At 50.6% G+C, this 16759-nt stretch carries 19 protein-coding genes; 2 read left to right on the forward strand and 17 right to left on the reverse strand.

Translation table 11 applies throughout. The annotated features are described in order from the left end of the window. Positions 1-2: 2 nt before the first annotated feature. From rplI to ACZ2GZ_RS15465, 8 genes are all read right to left on the reverse strand, one after another. Entirely contained in the window at positions 3-446 is a 444-nt protein-coding gene (gene rplI / locus ACZ2GZ_RS15430; protein WP_021067864.1) for a 50S ribosomal protein L9, read from the reverse strand. Further along, positions 443-2434: a DHH family phosphoesterase gene (locus ACZ2GZ_RS15435; protein WP_214716337.1), complete on the reverse strand. Its 1992-nt coding sequence runs from the start codon at positions 2432-2434 to the stop codon at positions 443-445. The genes rplI and ACZ2GZ_RS15435 overlap by 4 nt, the downstream gene beginning before the upstream one ends. A gap of 150 nt (positions 2435-2584) precedes the next feature. Further along, positions 2585-2815 (reverse strand): 30S ribosomal protein S18, encoded by a 231-nt coding sequence (gene rpsR / locus ACZ2GZ_RS15440; RefSeq protein ID WP_015880232.1) that lies wholly within the window; start codon positions 2813-2815, stop codon positions 2585-2587. A 41-nt stretch (positions 2816-2856) separates the two neighbouring features. Next, on the reverse strand, positions 2857-3366 hold the full coding sequence (ssb, locus tag ACZ2GZ_RS15445) for a single-stranded DNA-binding protein (RefSeq protein ID WP_021067862.1): 510 nt from the start codon (positions 3364-3366) through the stop codon (positions 2857-2859). Between the two features lie 37 nt (positions 3367-3403). After that, the gene (rpsF, locus tag ACZ2GZ_RS15450; protein WP_021067861.1) at positions 3404-3691 is read right to left on the reverse strand and encodes a 30S ribosomal protein S6; all 288 of its coding nucleotides are present in this window, start codon (positions 3689-3691) and stop codon (positions 3404-3406) included. A 130-nt stretch (positions 3692-3821) separates the two neighbouring features. Further along, positions 3822-4922 (reverse strand): redox-regulated ATPase YchF, encoded by a 1101-nt coding sequence (gene ychF, locus ACZ2GZ_RS15455; RefSeq protein WP_214716335.1) that lies wholly within the window; start codon positions 4920-4922, stop codon positions 3822-3824. A 152-nt stretch (positions 4923-5074) separates the two neighbouring features. Beyond that, entirely contained in the window at positions 5075-5278 is a 204-nt protein-coding gene (locus tag ACZ2GZ_RS15460) for a DUF951 domain-containing protein (protein ID WP_034780313.1), read from the reverse strand. Further along, positions 5268-6206 carry a mechanosensitive ion channel family protein gene (locus tag ACZ2GZ_RS15465; protein WP_021067859.1) on the reverse strand — a complete coding sequence of 313 codons (939 nt, stop codon included), beginning with the start codon at positions 6204-6206 and terminating at the stop codon, positions 5268-5270. The genes ACZ2GZ_RS15460 and ACZ2GZ_RS15465 overlap by 11 nt, the downstream gene beginning before the upstream one ends. A 169-nt stretch (positions 6207-6375) precedes the next feature. Here ACZ2GZ_RS15465 and yyaC point away from each other — a divergent pair, with 169 nt between their 5' ends. Next, on the forward strand, positions 6376-7002 hold the full coding sequence (gene yyaC, locus ACZ2GZ_RS15470) for a spore protease YyaC (protein ID WP_021067858.1): 627 nt from the start codon (positions 6376-6378) through the stop codon (positions 7000-7002). Here the strand turns inward: yyaC and ACZ2GZ_RS15475 are convergent. From ACZ2GZ_RS15475 to mnmE, 5 genes are all read right to left on the reverse strand, one after another. Further along, positions 6975-7757, reverse strand: coding sequence for a ParB/RepB/Spo0J family partition protein (locus tag ACZ2GZ_RS15475; RefSeq protein WP_029596439.1), 783 nt, complete (start codon positions 7755-7757; stop codon positions 6975-6977). The genes yyaC and ACZ2GZ_RS15475 overlap by 28 nt on opposite strands. 49 nt (positions 7758-7806) lie before the next feature. Continuing rightward, a complete protein-coding gene (gene noc / locus ACZ2GZ_RS15480) occupies positions 7807-8685 on the reverse strand; it encodes a nucleoid occlusion protein (RefSeq protein WP_021067856.1) in 879 nt (292 codons plus the stop codon). Between the two features lie 79 nt (positions 8686-8764). Further along, complete coding sequence (rsmG, locus tag ACZ2GZ_RS15485; RefSeq protein WP_021067855.1) at positions 8765-9481, reverse strand: 16S rRNA (guanine(527)-N(7))-methyltransferase RsmG; 717 nt, start codon at positions 9479-9481, stop codon at positions 8765-8767. A gap of 4 nt (positions 9482-9485) precedes the next feature. Continuing rightward, on the reverse strand, positions 9486-11372 hold the full coding sequence (gene mnmG / locus ACZ2GZ_RS15490; RefSeq protein WP_021067854.1) for a tRNA uridine-5-carboxymethylaminomethyl(34) synthesis enzyme MnmG: 1887 nt from the start codon (positions 11370-11372) through the stop codon (positions 9486-9488). Positions 11373-11387: 15 nt separating this feature from the next. After that, entirely contained in the window at positions 11388-12767 is a 1380-nt protein-coding gene (mnmE, locus tag ACZ2GZ_RS15495) for a tRNA uridine-5-carboxymethylaminomethyl(34) synthesis GTPase MnmE (protein ID WP_021067853.1), read from the reverse strand. A 170-nt stretch (positions 12768-12937) separates the two neighbouring features. On the opposite strand from mnmE, the gene ACZ2GZ_RS15500 reads away from it, so the two are divergent. Continuing rightward, the gene (locus tag ACZ2GZ_RS15500; protein WP_214716327.1) at positions 12938-13690 is read left to right on the forward strand and encodes a nucleotidyltransferase domain-containing protein; all 753 of its coding nucleotides are present in this window, start codon (positions 12938-12940) and stop codon (positions 13688-13690) included. A gap of 16 nt (positions 13691-13706) precedes the next feature. Here ACZ2GZ_RS15500 and ACZ2GZ_RS15505 read toward each other — a convergent pair whose 3' ends face one another. The 4 genes from ACZ2GZ_RS15505 to rpmH form a co-directional block, all read right to left on the reverse strand. Next, the gene (locus tag ACZ2GZ_RS15505; protein ID WP_131472089.1) at positions 13707-14249 is read right to left on the reverse strand and encodes an HdeD family acid-resistance protein; all 543 of its coding nucleotides are present in this window, start codon (positions 14247-14249) and stop codon (positions 13707-13709) included. A 120-nt stretch (positions 14250-14369) separates the two neighbouring features. Continuing rightward, entirely contained in the window at positions 14370-15230 is an 861-nt protein-coding gene (yidC, locus tag ACZ2GZ_RS15510) for a membrane protein insertase YidC (protein ID WP_021067849.1), read from the reverse strand. A 102-nt stretch (positions 15231-15332) separates the two neighbouring features. After that, positions 15333-15686 (reverse strand): ribonuclease P protein component, encoded by a 354-nt coding sequence (gene rnpA, locus ACZ2GZ_RS15515; protein WP_021067848.1) that lies wholly within the window; start codon positions 15684-15686, stop codon positions 15333-15335. Between the two features lie 167 nt (positions 15687-15853). Continuing rightward, on the reverse strand, positions 15854-15988 hold the full coding sequence (gene rpmH / locus ACZ2GZ_RS15520) for a 50S ribosomal protein L34 (RefSeq protein ID WP_015880216.1): 135 nt from the start codon (positions 15986-15988) through the stop codon (positions 15854-15856). Positions 15989-16759: the final 771 nt, after the last annotated feature.

Below are 16759 nucleotides of genomic sequence, written 5' to 3' on the forward strand. Positions count from 1 at the left end.
CTTCACGCTTCTTGAACATGAACGTTTAACGAAGCCGTGACGTCATGATGCAACTTCACCGGCACTTTCGTGAACCCGAGCGCTTTGATTGGATGCTCAAGCTCGATTTTACGCTTGTCAATCTTGTAGCCCATCCCTTTCAACGCTTCACCGATTTGTTTGCTCGTGACCGATCCGAAGACGCGACCGCCTTCGCCCGACTTCGTCTTGACGACGATCGTCTCTTTTTCAAGCTTGTCCTTCAACTGTTGGGCTTGCTTCAATTCCTCTTCGGCCGCTTCTTCAGCGCGTCGCTCCTTCGCGGCGAAAGCCTTCAAGTTGCCCGGTGTCGCTTCGACTGCCAAGTTCTTTTTGAAGAGTACGTTCTTCGCATACGCATCCGCGACGTCTTTGACGTCACCAGCTTTACCTTGACCTTTTACATCTACTTTTAAAATGACTTTCATTCAGAATCCTCTCCCTCTGTTTCATCTGTCATATAATGATCAATCGCTTCTTGTAATAACGTCTTCGCCTGTTCCCGGCTCACATCCAATTGCGTCGCCGCGTTCGTCAAATGGCCGCCCCCGTCGAGCATCTCCATGATGACTTGAACGTTGACGTCGCCGAGCGAACGGGCACTGATACCGGTCCGGCCGTCTGGCAAGATCGCGATGACGAACGACGCTTTGACGCCCTCCATGTTGAGGAGCTGATCGGCCGATTGGGCAATCAACACTTGATGATGCGCCTCGTCGTCCGTAGCGACGGCGATGGCCATGCCATCGGAATAGATGTCTGTATTTTCAAGAATATGAGACTGCTCGATATACGAATCGAGGTCTTGACGCATGAAATGCTGGACGAGCACGGTGTCGGCCCCTTGAATCCGAAGGAAGGAAGCAGCGTCGAACGTCCGTGACCCCGTCCTCAAGGTAAACCCTTTCGTATCGACCATGATGCCCGCGAGGAGCGACGTCGCCTCTAAAATCGACAGTTTGCGCGTGCCGGCTTGATACTCGATCAGCTCGGTCACGAGTTCACACGTCGAAGATGCGTACGGCTCCATGTAAACGAGGACCGGATCCTCGATGAACTCTTCCCCGCGACGATGATGGTCGATGACGACGACCCGTTCCGCCCGGTCCAAAATGTCCCGTGAGATGACGAGCGACGGTCGGTGCGTATCGACGACGACGAGGAGCGTCTGTTCGTCGATGAGCGGTTGAGCCTCGAACTCTGTCAAAAAACGGCTATATAGGTCTTCGTCGTTTTCGACTTCATTGACGAGACGTTGGATGCCGACACTCGTCTCGCCGGCCGGGATGACGACGTACGCCTCGCGACCGACAAATTCAGCCAGTTTCATGATGCCAATCGAAGCCCCAAGTGAATCCATATCGGGGTTTTTATGCCCCATAATCAGGACACGGCTCGACTCGCGAATCAAATCGCGCATCGAGTTCGAGATGACGCGGGCTCGAACCCGGGTCCGTTTCTCGGTCGGGTTCGTCTTGCCGCCGAAAAAGCGGACTTTCCCGTTATGACGCTTGACGACGACCTGATCACCGCCACGTCCGAGCCCTAAATCGAGACTCGATTGCGACAAGTTGCCGAGTTCCGTCAACGTCGTCTCTCCGCAGCCAATCCCGATGGAGAGTGTGAGCGGAATCTTATGCTCTTTCGTCGCCTCACGGACCTCATCGAGAATCGAGAAGCGGTTGTTCTCGAGTTCAGAGAGCGTCCGTTCGTTCATGACGAGAAAGAAGCGGTCGGCTGCCGTCCGGCGCATATAGATGTGGTATTTTTGAGCCCATTGGTTCAAGAGGACGGTCACACGTCGATTGATTTCACTCCGGACCTGTTCATCCACAGCGGTCGACATCTCGTCATAGTTGTCTAAGTATAAGACGCCGATTACCGTCTGTGTTTCCGAGTATTTTTGTTCAATCTCTGCCTCGTCCGTCATATCGAACAAGTAAAGTGTCTGATACTCCCTATTGTAGAGGACCCGATAAACGCGGTCTCCGACTTCGATGGTCGCCTCGTCCTCTTCTTCCTCAATCAATTCGGTGAACGCCGAGTGAATCGAGTCAATCGAGATTCCGAGTTCCATCTCGAGCTCAAAGATGAGTCGAGACTGTTCATTGAACCAGCTGATGCGACGAGCTTCGTCAAAGACGAGAATCCCGATCGGCATGCCGGTGAGCGCTTCTTTCCCAACATCTTCAATCCGATGCGACAAGGAATGAACGTATTGTTCCCATGCCTTGCGCTCTCGTCGAATCGTCACTTGCTGATAGATGAAAAAAATCAGCGTGCCCACGAACAGGGTGATTGCCGCCACAATGCTGTAGAACGCCAATCCTAACGCGACCAACATTCCAATCACATATGGAACGGCGTGACGCGCGTACTGGTTCTTCACTGATGTTATTGCTTCACCACTGTGCATGTGTGCCTCCTAAAATGAGTGGTGTTCCACCCATGATGTCTAAATGGTTTCTGCTCTATCATACCATATCCGCCCGTTTCACTTACACTCCTACATCGGCTCAGAAAACAAAAAACGACCTATCCCGAGGGATAAGCCGTGTGTCAAAAATTACTCTGCAACGTATGGAAGCAAAGCCATTTGACGTGAGCGCTTGATAGCGACAGTAAGTGGACGTTGGTATTTCGCTGAAGTACCAGTCACACGACGTGGAAGAATTTTACCACGCTCCGAAACGAAGCGTTTGAGCAATTCTACGTCTTTATAATCGATATGGGTGATGTTGTTCGACGTAAAGAAACATACTTTACGACGACGACGACCTCCTGGACGACGTGCCATGTGAAGACCTCCTTTTTAGTTTAGTTTTCGAATCGACGCGATCAAAATGGCAGATCGTCATCCGATAAGTCGATTTTTCCGCCACCCGAGAACGGGTCAGCTTCAAAACCTTTGTTTGAGTTCGAGGACTGAGATGAAGTCGAAGAAGCGGCTGCGCCCCATCCTGACCCACTTGACTCACCACCACCGAAGACATCTCCAGCCGGTGCTGTATCACGTTGCCCTGAGGCACCGCGTGGTTCAAGGAAGCGTACGCTATCGGCTACGACTTCTGCCCGGTAACGACGTTGGCCATCTTGACCTTCGTAACTACTGATTTGAAGGCGACCGTCTACGCCGGCCATGCTGCCTTTTTTCAAATATTGTGCCACGTTCTCTGCTTGTTTGCGCCAAACGACACAATCAATAAAGTCCGCCTCGCGCTTCCCATCTTGTCCAGTGAATGGACGATCGCAAGCGAGAGTAAAGCGAGTTACGGCAATCCCGCTCTGCGTGTAACGCATTTCTGGATCGCGTGTCAATCGACCAACTAACACAACTCGGTTAATCATCTCAAAGCTCCCCTTTCGCAATATGAAGCGTTAAGAATTAACGCTCGTCTTTAGTTGTCATTTGACGGACAACGTCATCAGAGATCTTCATGAGACGCTCTGTTTCTTGAATCGCTTTAGGCTCAGCAGTGATGTTGAGAAGAACGTAGTGTCCTTCGCGCATCTTGTTGATTTCGTAAGCGAGACGACGTTTACCCATGTCTGTTGTTTTATCAACAGTACCACCGTTTTCAGTGATGACGTTGTTGAAGCGTTCGATTAAAGCTTTCTTAGCTTCCTCATCAACTGATGGACGGATAATGTAAAGAAGTTCGTATTTACGCATTATCTTTCACCTCCTCTTGGACTAACGGCTCCTACCGGTTGTAGGAGCAAGGAGCAAACAAATGTTTTACTCACGTCATAATATACTATCAAACTTCTGTTCGTTTTACAATACGTTTCCGTAAAATGGCTTAAACGTTGAAACGGAACGTGACGACGTCGCCATCTTGGAAGACATATTCTTTTCCTTCTGAGCGAAGTTTCCCTTGTTCTTTGACCGTCGTCATATTGCCGGCAGCTGACAAGTCTTCATACGAGACGACTTCGGCCCGGATGAATCCACGCTCGAAGTCCGAGTGGATGACGCCCGCACATTGTGGGGCTTTCATGCCTTGCTTGAACGTCCAGGCGCGTACTTCTTTCTCACCGGCCGTGAAGTAAGTCGCGAGACCGAGCGTCGAGTAAGCGGCACGAATCAATTGATCGAGACCTGATTCTTCGATGCCGAGGTCTTGCAAGAACTCAAGGCGCTCTTCTGGTTCGAGCTCTGAGATTTCTTCTTCGATGCGGGCACAGATGACGATTACTTTCGCCTCTTCTGTCGCCGCGTGTTCACGAACTGCTTGGACGTATGGGTTTTGATCGGCATCCGCCACTTCGTCTTCACTGACGTTCGCGACGTAAAGCATCGGCTTCATCGTGAGCAATTGGAAGTGTTTGACGATCGCAAGCTGGTCTTCTGTCAACTCGGCAACGCGAGCCGGGCGCTCCGATTCGAGGACGGCTTGAACGATTTCAAGTACCTCGAGTTCTTGAGGTGCACCCTTATCTTTCGACTTGACCATTTTTTGAACGCGCGTGATGCGTTTCTCGACCAACTCAAGGTCGGCCAAAATCAATTCGAGGTTGATGGTCGTGATGTCATCAATCGGTGAGACTTTTCCTGCTACGTGCGTGATGTTGTCGTCTTCAAAGCAACGGACGACTTGGCAAATCGCGTCGACTTCACGGATGTTGGCGAGGAATTTGTTTCCAAGACCTTCTCCTTTTGACGCACCTTTCACGATTCCGGCGATATCTGTAAACTCAAATGCGGTCGGTACGGTCTTCTTCGGTTTGACGAGTTCTGTCAACCGATCGAGACGTGCGTCCGGCACTTCGACGACCCCAACGTTCGGGTCGATTGTCGCGAACGGATAGTTGGCTGCTTCTACACCGGCTTGCGTGATGGCGTTAAATAATGTCGATTTCCCGACGTTCGGTAATCCGACGATTCCTGCTGTTAATCCCACTTGTATTTCCTCCTCATCCGGCTTTCCCGGGAAATGTTGATCCGTCTGTGGAGTGGGTACGTTCAGTACACCACACCGTCACATCCTTCACAATTATAGTTAGTCCTCGATTAAACCGCAACTCACGGTTGTAACATAGAGAAGAACGCCACTTATTCAGCGGCGTTCTCTTGTGGAAGCACTTTTTTCAATCGCTTATCAAAGTCGCGGCGCGGCATGAGTACACTCGCCCCGCAGCCTTGACACTTGATACGAATGTCCATCCCGACCCGAGTCACCTGCCAACGGTTCGTCTGACAGGCATGCGGTTTCTTCATTTCTACAAAATCGTTCAACTCATACGATTTAGCCTGCATTTTCCGGCGCTCCTTTAGTCGTTGTGGTTGGCGGCATCATGACGGTACGCGGATACGGGATTTCGATTCCGCGCTCATCTAGCCCGGCCTTCAACTCTTTATGCAAAATCCGACCGGCCGCGAAGTGTTGTGTCGGTGGAACTTCGGCCATGAGACGATAGACGACTTCCGACGGTCCGAGCGACTGCACACCAGCGAGCGTAATTGGTTCGATGAACAAGTCGTGATACTTCTCCTCGACCGTATGGGCAATTTCTTTCAACGCCTTCTCAACTTTAGCCATGTCTTCTTCATACGCGACACCGATATCGACGACTGCGACGCTGTTCTCGAGTGAGTAGTTCGTCACTTGCATGATTTGTCCGTTCGGGATGATCGTCACTTGTCCGTTCAACCCTTTCAACTTCGTCGTCCGAATTCCGACTTCGATGACGGTACCGTCGACTTGTTGATTTAAATTGACGTAATCCCCGTTCTTATACTGGTTCTCGAAGATGATGAACGCACCTGTGATGACGTCCTTCACCAAGTTTTGCGCGCCAAACGAGATGGCCAGACCGGCGACCCCGGCCGATGCGATTAAACCGGCGATATTGACGCCGAACTGCCCGAGCACCGTCAAAATCATGATCAGGCCGAGCACATAGCGAATCGTGTTTTGGGCCAATTTCGATAGCGTCTCGTTTTGCCGTTGCGTCACAATATCGTGCTCTTTAATTTTACGCAGTGCGAACACGCGTTGGACCATCGACGTCAAAATGCGTGACGCCACATAAAGTGCCAAGATGATGAGTGCGACACCAGTCAATTTGATACCGAGACCGATCCACATCTCCGTGTCTTGGAAATAGGCGACGAACCGATTGACACTATCCATCGTTTCGTCGGCTACCGTGCTTAAGTTTGTATCTGTATTTTGTGAAGCCATGTTGTCACCTCTAGCGTTATAGATTCTAACCCATCAAACCATAATTAACGACTTTTCTCAAACCCTACATCCGGACGTTATAAGTTTCGGTGTTCCGGGAATGGGATAATACGGTTTCATTCCGCAATTGCAACTAGACGCAGGCAGCTTAGAAGAGAGGATGAGATTCATGCCGTTTCGCCTAAAACCTCATAAACCATACTCTTTCTTCATCGAACATACCGAACGGAGTGGATCCAAGCTCTTTGCCGATCAACTGCATGATCAGTTGGCAAAGGAGACGCATCGTCCGATTGTCCTCGTTTGTATCGGCTCCGACCGTTCCACCGGTGACTCGCTCGGACCGCTCGTCGGCACGTTCCTTGAGGAGCGCTTTGTCCGCAATATCCATGTGTACGGCACGTTGACAAAACCGGTCCATGCGCTGAACCTTGTCGAGACGCTCCATGAGATTCAGACACGGTTCCATCGCCCCCTCATCATCGCCATCGACGCTTGCCTCGGTCGCTTGTCGAGTGTCGGTTATATCTTCTTCTCAGAAGGACCGCTCGCCCCAGGTGCCGGTGTTCAAAAAGAACTCCCTTCGGTCGGCGAATACAACATTAAAGCCGTCGTCAACGTAAGTGGCTTCATGGAAATGATGATTTTGCAAAACACGCGCCTCCACCTCGTCTATGAGCTGGCCCGTTTCATCACCGACGGGTTCGTCGAGTTCGACTCACGCATCGGACGGCTTCATCAAGAAGAGGCGGCCATCACCCGACTTCGTCAGTCTCGTGACGAATCGAAATCTTGAGGCGATAACAACGTCAATAGATGTTCCAAATCGTCTTGCGAGAAATACTTCAGCTCGAGGACGCCCCCTTTTCGACGCGGGCGAATCGATACATCCATTTGAAGACGTTCCGCTAGCACCGCCTCGACGGCTTCCACGTCGGCGTCCGAGCGTTTGAGCGTCTTTTTTTCAATGCGCTCCTTTTGTAAATAGCGCTCGAGTCGGCGGACCGTCCATTGCTCGGCGATGACGCGACGGGCAATCTGTTCCATCGCCTGAACCGATTTCATGCCGGTGATGGCCCGGGCGTGGCCCATCGTCAACTCACCGACCATGACCGCATGCTGGACCGCGCTCGGTAACCGAAGCAGTCTCAAGCTGTTCGTCACATGGCTCCGACTCTTGCCGACGCGTTCGGCCAGTTGTTGCTGGGTCAATCCGAGCGTTTGCATCAACTGTTCGTAGGCGAGCGCCTCTTCGATCGCGTTCAAGTCGGCACGTTGAATATTCTCAATCAAGGCGAGTTCCATGACGCGGTCCGAGTCGGCCGTGACAATCAACGCCGGGATATCCGTCTTGCCGGCCAATTGAGCAGCCTGAAACCGCCGCTCGCCGGCGATGATTTCATAAAACCCACTCGCTTTACGGACGACGATTGGTTGCAACACGCCATAACGTTCAATCGATTGCCTGAGCTCGTCTAGCTTTTCTGGTTCGAACTGCTTACGGGGCTGGTTCGGGTTGGGACGAATGTGTTTAATCGGTAACCGTTCCATCATGATTCCTCCATTCCTTCTGACTGATAGCTATAAAAAAAGCACAGGCTCACTTTTGTGGCCGTGCTTTCGGGATTCGAATTCGAATTTCAACAAATTCGTCTTCTTCGACTTCCTCGGTCTGGACTTCAATCCCGGTCTTTCCGATCAAACTGACCGAGTCCCGGATTGTATTGAGGGCGATTCGCGTGTCACGTGCGAAACTTTTCGTCCGACGGCGTTGCTTTTTCGGTTTCCGCTTCTCTTCTTCAATCGGTGTCGTCAAGAAGGCGACGCGTTCTTCCGTCTCTTTGACGTTAAAGTCCTGCTCTATAATCTCCATGAGCACTTGGAGCTGGAGTCCTTCCTCTTTGAGCGGCAAGAGCGCCCGAGCGTGACGTTCATTGATTTGGCGGTCGCGCAAACATTGCTTGACGTCGTTCGGCAATTTCAACAAGCGTAGTTTATTGGCAATCGTCGACTGGCTCTTGCCGAGACTCTTCGCGAGCGCGTCTTGTGTCAGACCTTTCATGGCGAGCAGACGATCGTACGCCTCTGCTTCCTCAATCGGACTGAGCTGTTCGCGTTGCAAGTTCTCAATCAATGCCAGAGCGGCGGTCGTATCGTCATCCATCTCCCGGACGATGGCCGGAATGACCGACCAGCCGAGCGATTTAACGGCGCGGAAGCGGCGTTCCCCAGCGATAATCTCGTAGCGTCCCTCTTCTGCTTTTCGGACGACGATTGGCTGCAGGAGACCATGTTCATCGATTGTGACAGCGAGCTCTTCGATTTTAGCCGGCTCGAATACTTTACGCGGTTGATAACGGTTCGGGAGAAGCAACGATAACGCGATGTCTTGAACCGCGTCATTCGGTTTGACTTCTGCGATTTCTGTAACCGCCACTTCTGGACGACTTCCGAACAGTTTAGCAAATGTTTTCTTCAACGTCGGCACCCCTCTATGTAAAAAATAAGCAGATTCCACTACCGGAATCTGCTTTTAGTTTCACGTGAAACACTATTGCTCAGATTAGCGGCTCTTTCGCTGGGGTACCCGCTTTACGTGGATATTTCCCAGGCGTTTTTCGTAATTTATCTACAATTACGATATTACGCTCACTCATCTCTCCTGGCAATAGGAACTGGTGTGTCGTTTTTACTTTCCCACCGAGCACGGCCAAGGCGTTTTTCGCATCGACAAGCTCGTCGGAAACCTTCGCTGCTTTGAGCGCTACGAACGTTCCGCCGACTTTTGCGAGCGGTAAACAGTACTCGGCGAGCACCGTCATCCGGGCAACCGCACGGGCGGTTACGACATCAAATTGCTCACGAAATTTTTTATTTTTTCCAAACTCTTCGGCGCGTCCATGATGGAACGCGACACCTTCTAACCCGAGCGCGAGCGCGAGTTCGTTCAAGAACGTGATTCGCTTGTTAAGCGAGTCGATAATCGTCACGTGAAGGTGCGGGAATAAAATTTTGAGCGGCAAACTCGGAAAACCGGCCCCGGCACCGACGTCACATACGGTATCCACGTTTGCGAAATCGAAATGGAACGCCGCACTGAGTGAGTCATAGAAATGCTTCAAATACACTTCTTCCTTGTCCGTGATCGCCGTCAAATTCATCTTCTCATTCCACTCCACGAGCATCTCGAAATACAGTTCGAACTGAGCGAGTTGTTTCTCGCTCAATTCAAACCCTTCTGCCTGCAGCGCCTCAATAAATTGGGATTGGTTCATCGTTTCACTCCACTGTCGCGTATTGTCCTTGCTCGATATAGACAAGAAGAATCGAAACGTCCGCCGGGTTTACCCCGGAAATACGTGACGCTTGTCCAATCGAGAGCGGACGCACTTGTTTTAGTTTTTGTTTCGCTTCCGTCGCAAGACCACCGATTGCATCGTAATCGAGTTTCTCCGGAATCCGTTTTTCTTCCATCCGCCGCATCTTCTCGACTTGCTCGAGCTGCTTCGAGATGTAGCCTTCGTATTTCACTTGAATCTCGACTTGCTCCGCCACTTCAAACGGCACTTCGATCGGTGCCGGTGCAAAGCGCATGAGCGTCGCGTACGTCACTTCTGGCCGCTTCAACAAAATGCTGGCATGCGTCGCTTCTTTGAGCGGGTTCGCGCCAACTTCTTCGAGCACGGCGTTCACGTCAGCGGACGGTTTGATGACGAGTCCGTTGAGACGCTTCACTTCTGCCGCGATGGCGACTCGTTTGTCTTCAAGGTGGGCATGACGCTCTGGTGACAATAGACCGACCTCGTGGCCGATGTCGCTCAAACGAAGGTCCGCATTGTCGTGGCGCAAAAGCAACCGATACTCGGCGCGGGATGTGAGCAGACGGTATGGCTCGTTCGTCCCTTTCGTCACGAGATCATCAATCAAGACGCCGATATACGCCTGTGAGCGGTCCAAGATGACTGGCTCTTTGCCGAGAACTTGGCATGCGGCGTTGATTCCGGCCATGATGCCTTGTCCGGCCGCTTCTTCATAGCCGCTCGTCCCATTGATTTGACCTGCCGTGAACAATCCGCCAACCGTCTTCGTCTCGAGTGTCGGCCAAAGTTGCGTCGGTACGACTGCATCGTACTCAATCGCGTATCCAGGGCGCATCATCTCTGAGTTCTCAAGCCCTGGAATCGTCCGGAGCATTTGATGCTGAACGTCTTCCGGCATACTCGTCGAGAAGCCTTGCACGTAAATTTCTTCCGTATCGCGACCTTCTGGCTCGAGGAAGATTTGGTGACGCGGTTTATCGTTGAACCGGACGACTTTATCTTCAATCGATGGGCAGTAACGTGGGCCCGTCCCTTTGATGGCACCTGAGTACATTGGCGAACGATGCAAGTTCTCGTCAATCAACTGGTGCGTCCGCTCGCTCGTGTAGGTGAGCCAGCACGGGATTTGCTCGATCGGGTCGAGGTCTTTCGACGTGTAGGAGAAGAGCGACGGATTGTCGTCCCCTGGTTGAATCTCCGTCTTCGAGTAATCGATCGTCTTGCCGTCGATGCGTGGCGGTGTCCCCGTTTTGAAACGAACGAGTTCGAGCCCGAGCTCTTCTAAATGCTTCGACAATTCGACCGAAGGCATCTGGTTGTTCGGACCGCTCTCATACGACAATTCGCCGATGATGATTTGACCGCGCATGAACGTACCCGTTGTGACGATGACCGCTTTCGAGCGGTACTCCGAACCAGTATTCGTGACGACGCCGGCGACTTTCCCGTCTTCGATGAGAAGTCGTTCGACGAGCGCTTGACGAAGCAATAGGTTCGGTTCGTCTTCAAGCACTTTCTTCATATGATTTTGGTATTGGAATTTGTCCGCTTGCGCCCGTAATGCGCGCACTGCTGGACCTTTTGATGTGTTGAGCATCTTCATTTGAATGTACGTCGCATCGATCGCCTTCGCCATTTCGCCACCAAGGGCATCGATTTCGCGAACGACAATCCCTTTCGCGGGACCACCGATCGATGGATTGCAGTACATGAATCCGACCATATCCGGATTCATCGTGAGCATCGCCGTTTTCGCGCCCATGCGCGCCGAAGCCAGTGCTGCCTCGATTCCCGCATGACCGGCTCCGATGACGATGACATCAAACTCGCCTGCCGTGTAAGCCATAGTTGTTCCTCCTTATTATTTCCCAAGACAAAACTGTGAAAAGAGTTGATCAATCAAACTTTCTTGAACGGTGTCCCCGTTGATTTCGCCGAGCGTATCCCACGCCCGCCGTAAATCGATTTGGACCATATCAATCGGCAAATTCATGGCGGCGCTTCCGAGCGCCTCATCGATTTGTTCGATCGTCCGTTTGATGAGCTGAATGTGTCGTGCGTTCGAGATATATGTCATATCCTGTGATTCGACGCCTTTGGCGAAGAACAAGTTCGAGATCGCCTTCTCCAATGCATCGATTCCCTCTTCTAATAAGAGAGACGTCGCCACAATCGGGCGACCTGCCGCTAGTTTCTCCAGCTTAGAAGAATCCATACTTTGTGGCAAGTCCGTCTTATTGATGATGATGATGGCATTCATACCAGCAATCGCCTCAAACAAGGCCTCATCCTCGACAGTCAGACCTTCGTGCCCGTTCAAGACGAGCAAAATCAAGTCCGCCCCGGCGAGCGCCTTGCGCGATTTCTCGACACCGATCCGCTCGACGATATCTTCCGTCTCCCGAATCCCTGCCGTATCAATCAATTTGAGCGGAACGCCTTTGACGTTCACATACTCTTCAATCGTATCGCGCGTCGTTCCTGCGATTTCCGTGACGATCGCTTTCGTCTCTTGTACGAGCGTGTTCATGAGCGATGACTTGCCGACGTTCGGTCGACCGATAATCGCTGTCGCGAGCCCTTCTCGTAAAATCTTGCCTTGTCGCGCCGTCTCAAGTAGCTGCTCGAGCACGCGCTTCACTTCGCCCGCCTTGTCTTCGACGATGGCCTGGGTCATCTCTTCGGCGTCGTATTCCGGATAGTCGATATTGACCTCGACCGCCGCAATCGTCTCAAGCAACAGTTGACGCAACTCGCGGACGAGCCGTGACAAGCGTCCTTCCATTTGTGACATGGCGACGTTCATAGCCCGATCCGTTTTGGCACGAATCAAATCCATGACGGCCTCGGCTTGCGACAAATCGATCCGTCCATTCAAAAAGGCGCGTTTCGTGAACTCGCCCGGTTCTGCCAAGCGGATGTCCGGTTGTTCAAGAATCAGTTCGAGGACACGATTGACCGCGACGATTCCTCCATGGCAATTGATTTCAACGACGTCTTCTCGCGTGAACGTCTTCGGTGCGCGCATGATGCTCACCATGACTTCATCGACGACCTCGTCCGTGCCAGGACGTTTCAATTTTCCGTAATGGATCGTATGTGACTCCACTTTCGTCAAATCCTTTCCAGAAAACACACGGCCCACCGTCTCGACGGCGCGGTCACCGGACAAGCGGACGATTCCGATTGCCCCTTCACCCATCGGCGTCGAAATCGCCGTAATCGTGTCAAACTCTAGCATCATCTTTCCCTCCCATACTTCTTACTACTTCCTCTATCTTATGCATAACGCACCTACTATACACGATATTTGTCTCGAACGAAAGAGTCCGACCTCTCGAGCAACGGTTGCATTTCAGTGAATTACTTTAGTACAATAAAGGAATATATTTCCATGGAGGACGTGATGAAATGCGACAGCAAGATGCCATCGCCACATTGACCGACAGCCTCATCTCCGATACGGACGTGCAGGCCATTTTCTTGAAAGGATCGTTCGGGCGTGGTGAAGCGGACGAACATTCCGATGTCGACTTGTACGTCATGGTCGCCCCTGACAGCCTGAATGAGTTCTTGTCGCGCCGCCGCGACCATCTGGCCACATATCGCCCGATTCTGCTCGAGGACGAAATCGATATCGTAGCCCCGCAACTGATCGTCGTCTATGATGATTTCTTGCATCTCGACTTCTTCACGGTGACGGCGGACACGTTGAACCATCAAGACACAATCACGGTGCTGTATGATCCGGAACATCGACTGCAACATCACTCGAGTTCGCTCACCTTGTCGGATGAAGACTTAAGCGGACACGTGTTTGATGCGATTTGGTTCTTTTTCCAATATACGAAAGCCCGTGACCGCGGCAACGATGTCTGGGCCGTCGAGATGCTTCGGCAAGGCATGAGTCATTTCGCCTATGTGCTCGCCGCTCATTACGAACCCGAACGGGCCGCACTCGGGTTGAAAGACGTGGCCGCCCGACAGCGGATTGAAATCCGGACCTTTTATGAAGCGTTGACACCCGACCATCATGCGACAGCCGCTCGATGGTATATCTCCCGTCTCGAAGTCGAGCGTCCCTTCTTCGAGACGACCGTTGCGTTCGAAGTGATTCGTCCGTTTTTCGACCGACTCGTCATCCGTGAAAAAAGCCGCTCCTAATGTGAGCGGCTTTCGTTTATGCTTGCTGGCGTCTCGAGGAGCGGAGTGTGAAATAGAGCACCCATTCGATCACCCCGACGGCGATGAGAAAACCGCCGAACAATTGGAACAAAACGAGCAGGCTGTCAAACGGGTTCGCCAACATGAGTAGGCCAATCCCAATCCACAATAGACTGCTGAGCATGAAGTACATCCACCGATTGGCGATGGTCCGGCGAAATCCGACGGCTTGAATCAACCGGATGATGCCACCAAACAAGAATAAGGCGCCGATAAAAATCGGGAGCAGACTTGCCAACGTTTCAGCGAAGAAAAAGACGATTAAAGCGATCAATAAATAAATGATTCCCATAAAAAAACCGGCTGGGAGCCCGTCCCGTTTGTGCCGCAACCCTTGAATGATGGCGACGAGACCGATGATGGCAAAGTAAGCCGCAACCAAATAGACGATCGCATCAAAAAAGATGCGCGGATACAAGATGATGAGTAACCCGATTACCACGTAAAGCGCCGCTTGAATGAACGTCGACCGTTCCAACCGTTTGATGAGCGTCTCCATATGAAAGACCCCTTTCTGATTCGACGATTTCGACCACTGCTTTGTTTATTCCCGGATTTAAGGTTGATCTATCCCGAACGACAAAAAAGGCTGTGGATTGGTTATCCACAGCCTTAGCGTTTATTTACGTTTTTTCTTTTTTGCCTTTTTTTCTTCTTCTGCGAGTACGGCACGTTCTGCTTCTTTCGCAGCGATTTTCGCTTCAGCTTGAACTTTCATCTTCTCACGCATCGGGAGCATGATTGCCATCGTCACGATAATCGAGATGATGTAACCGACGACCCAGTACATCGAAAGGGCGGCTGGAAGCGTGATCGACATGACGAAGATCATCACTGGGAAGATGTAGAGCATCATTTTCAATTGTGGGTTTTGTTCTTGGCCCGCCATTGAGATTTTTTGCTGTACAAACGTCAAAATCGCTGCCAGAATCGGCAAGATGAACGTTGGATCTGGTGCCCCGAGGTCGAACCAGAGGAACTGTGCTTCAAAGATTTCAGGTGTCCGACGGATCGCATCATAGAACGCGAACAAAATCGGCATTTGAATCAAGATTGGCAAGCAGCCCGCGAGCGGGTTGATTTGGTACTCTTGATACATTTTCATCATTTCTTCTTGCAGTTTACGTTGCGTCTCTTGGTCTTTCGAGCTGTACTTCTCACGCAGCTTGAGCATTTCCGGCTGCAACACTTGCATCGCACCCATACTCTTCGTCTGCTTGATCATAAGCGGTAAAATCAAGAGGCGGACGATAATCGTCGCGACGATGATCGAGTAACCGTACTGCCACGTCCCACCAATTAAGTAAGCCGCTTCTTTCAACAACCATGCTAGTGGCCAAACAAAGTATTGCGACCAGAAGCCTTCCGTCTCAGCCGTAATCGGCTCTCCTTGGATCGTCGATGGGTCGACACAGCCAGCCATCAACATGATGACGCCGGTCATGACAGCCAACAATCCTAATTTTAGCTTTTTGCTCATAGTTCCCCCTACGCTTTCTTTATCGATTCTTTTGTTTCATCACACGTCTATCGGTCAATCCTAATTAGTTCGCGTTATATATGAAAGAACGAGCTCGGATTGTTATGATCGATCGACTTGTCTCTGCTTCCAAACTTTAGCCCGTTTGAATGCGTGTTTCAAGCTTTCTGTCACTTCATCTTGCGTAAGCGACGTCGCTGGTTTGCGCGCAATGATGACATAATTGTGCGGAGCCACGTTCGGTTCGAGCAAGCGAAGCGATTCACGCATCAATCGTTTCATCCGGTTCCGTTCCACGGCATTTCCCAGCTTTTTGCTGACCGAAAGTCCGACCCGGAAGTGCGCTTGATCCGCTTTCTGCGTGTAGACGACAAACTGACGATTGGCCACGGAGCGTCCTTCACGAAACACCGCTTGGAACTCTTCATTCTTTTGCAGGCGGTATTCTTTTTTCAAAATTCTCACTCCATCCTTCGCTTCAAAAATCGTCAACTAACATCATACCATATCCCATTCATTTCAACGAGAGTGAATCAGCTTTTTCCGTCCGTTTGTGTGAGTTCTGTGACGATACAAAAAAAGATTGCCCAAGGAGGATTCCTCGGGCAATCTCATGATCTGTATTAGACAGTCAAGGCTTTGCGGCCTTTACGACGGCGAGCTGCAAGAATGTTGCGGCCGTTTTTAGTCGCCATGCGTGCACGGAATCCGTGGACTTTCTTACGCTTACGGTTGTTAGGGTTGAAAGTTGGTTTCATTGTTAAAGCACCTCCTCAAGGTTAACGCTCTATTAGCAAGTTATAGTTTCATTTAAGGCAGTCTTTAAGATTATATAAACTGTTGTCTAGATTGTCAATGAGTTTTCGCCAGGTTTTCAATTAGGATGAAATCCTTCGGACGGGAAGGGGACAATCACCTCCGGATGGCATGATCTAGAAGAAACGGAAGCAATGAATCACATGGAGAATTAACAATCCGCCAGTGACTTTTTTACAAATAGCTGTCTAAAGCCATTTTATCCACATATCCCAAAAGTTATCCACACTTATATGTGAATAACTCCTCTTCTTTCAACAATTTTACGATTCCATTTTTTAATTTTTCATTTTCTTCTCTTGAAAAAATATTCTCCATAATCCCTTCTTCCTCTTTTGTGTATAACTTTTCTGTCGCTATCTTACCTCACTTCAGATTATCCACAACATATCCACAGTTTATCCACACTATACACAGCATGTGGATAACTACCTGTGGATTCTTTTTGCAGTCTGTGGATAAATATCAAAAACCGTTGCCACGTCTATTTTATTTTGATAAACTGAATGTGCACAAACTTGTGGATGAACTTTTAGCAATTCCAAGATATACACAGGCTGTGGATAACTGTTATCCCCAACATCAACACCATGTGGATAACGTTATCCACAGTTTTTGTTCTCTGGGGATAAACCTATTATCTACTATAGAATAGTGTATGTGTATATCGTGTGAATAAGTTTCGCCAACATGTGAGTAAAGGAGGTCTTTCA

It is taken from the genome of Exiguobacterium sp. KKT215 (assembly GCF_055635335.1).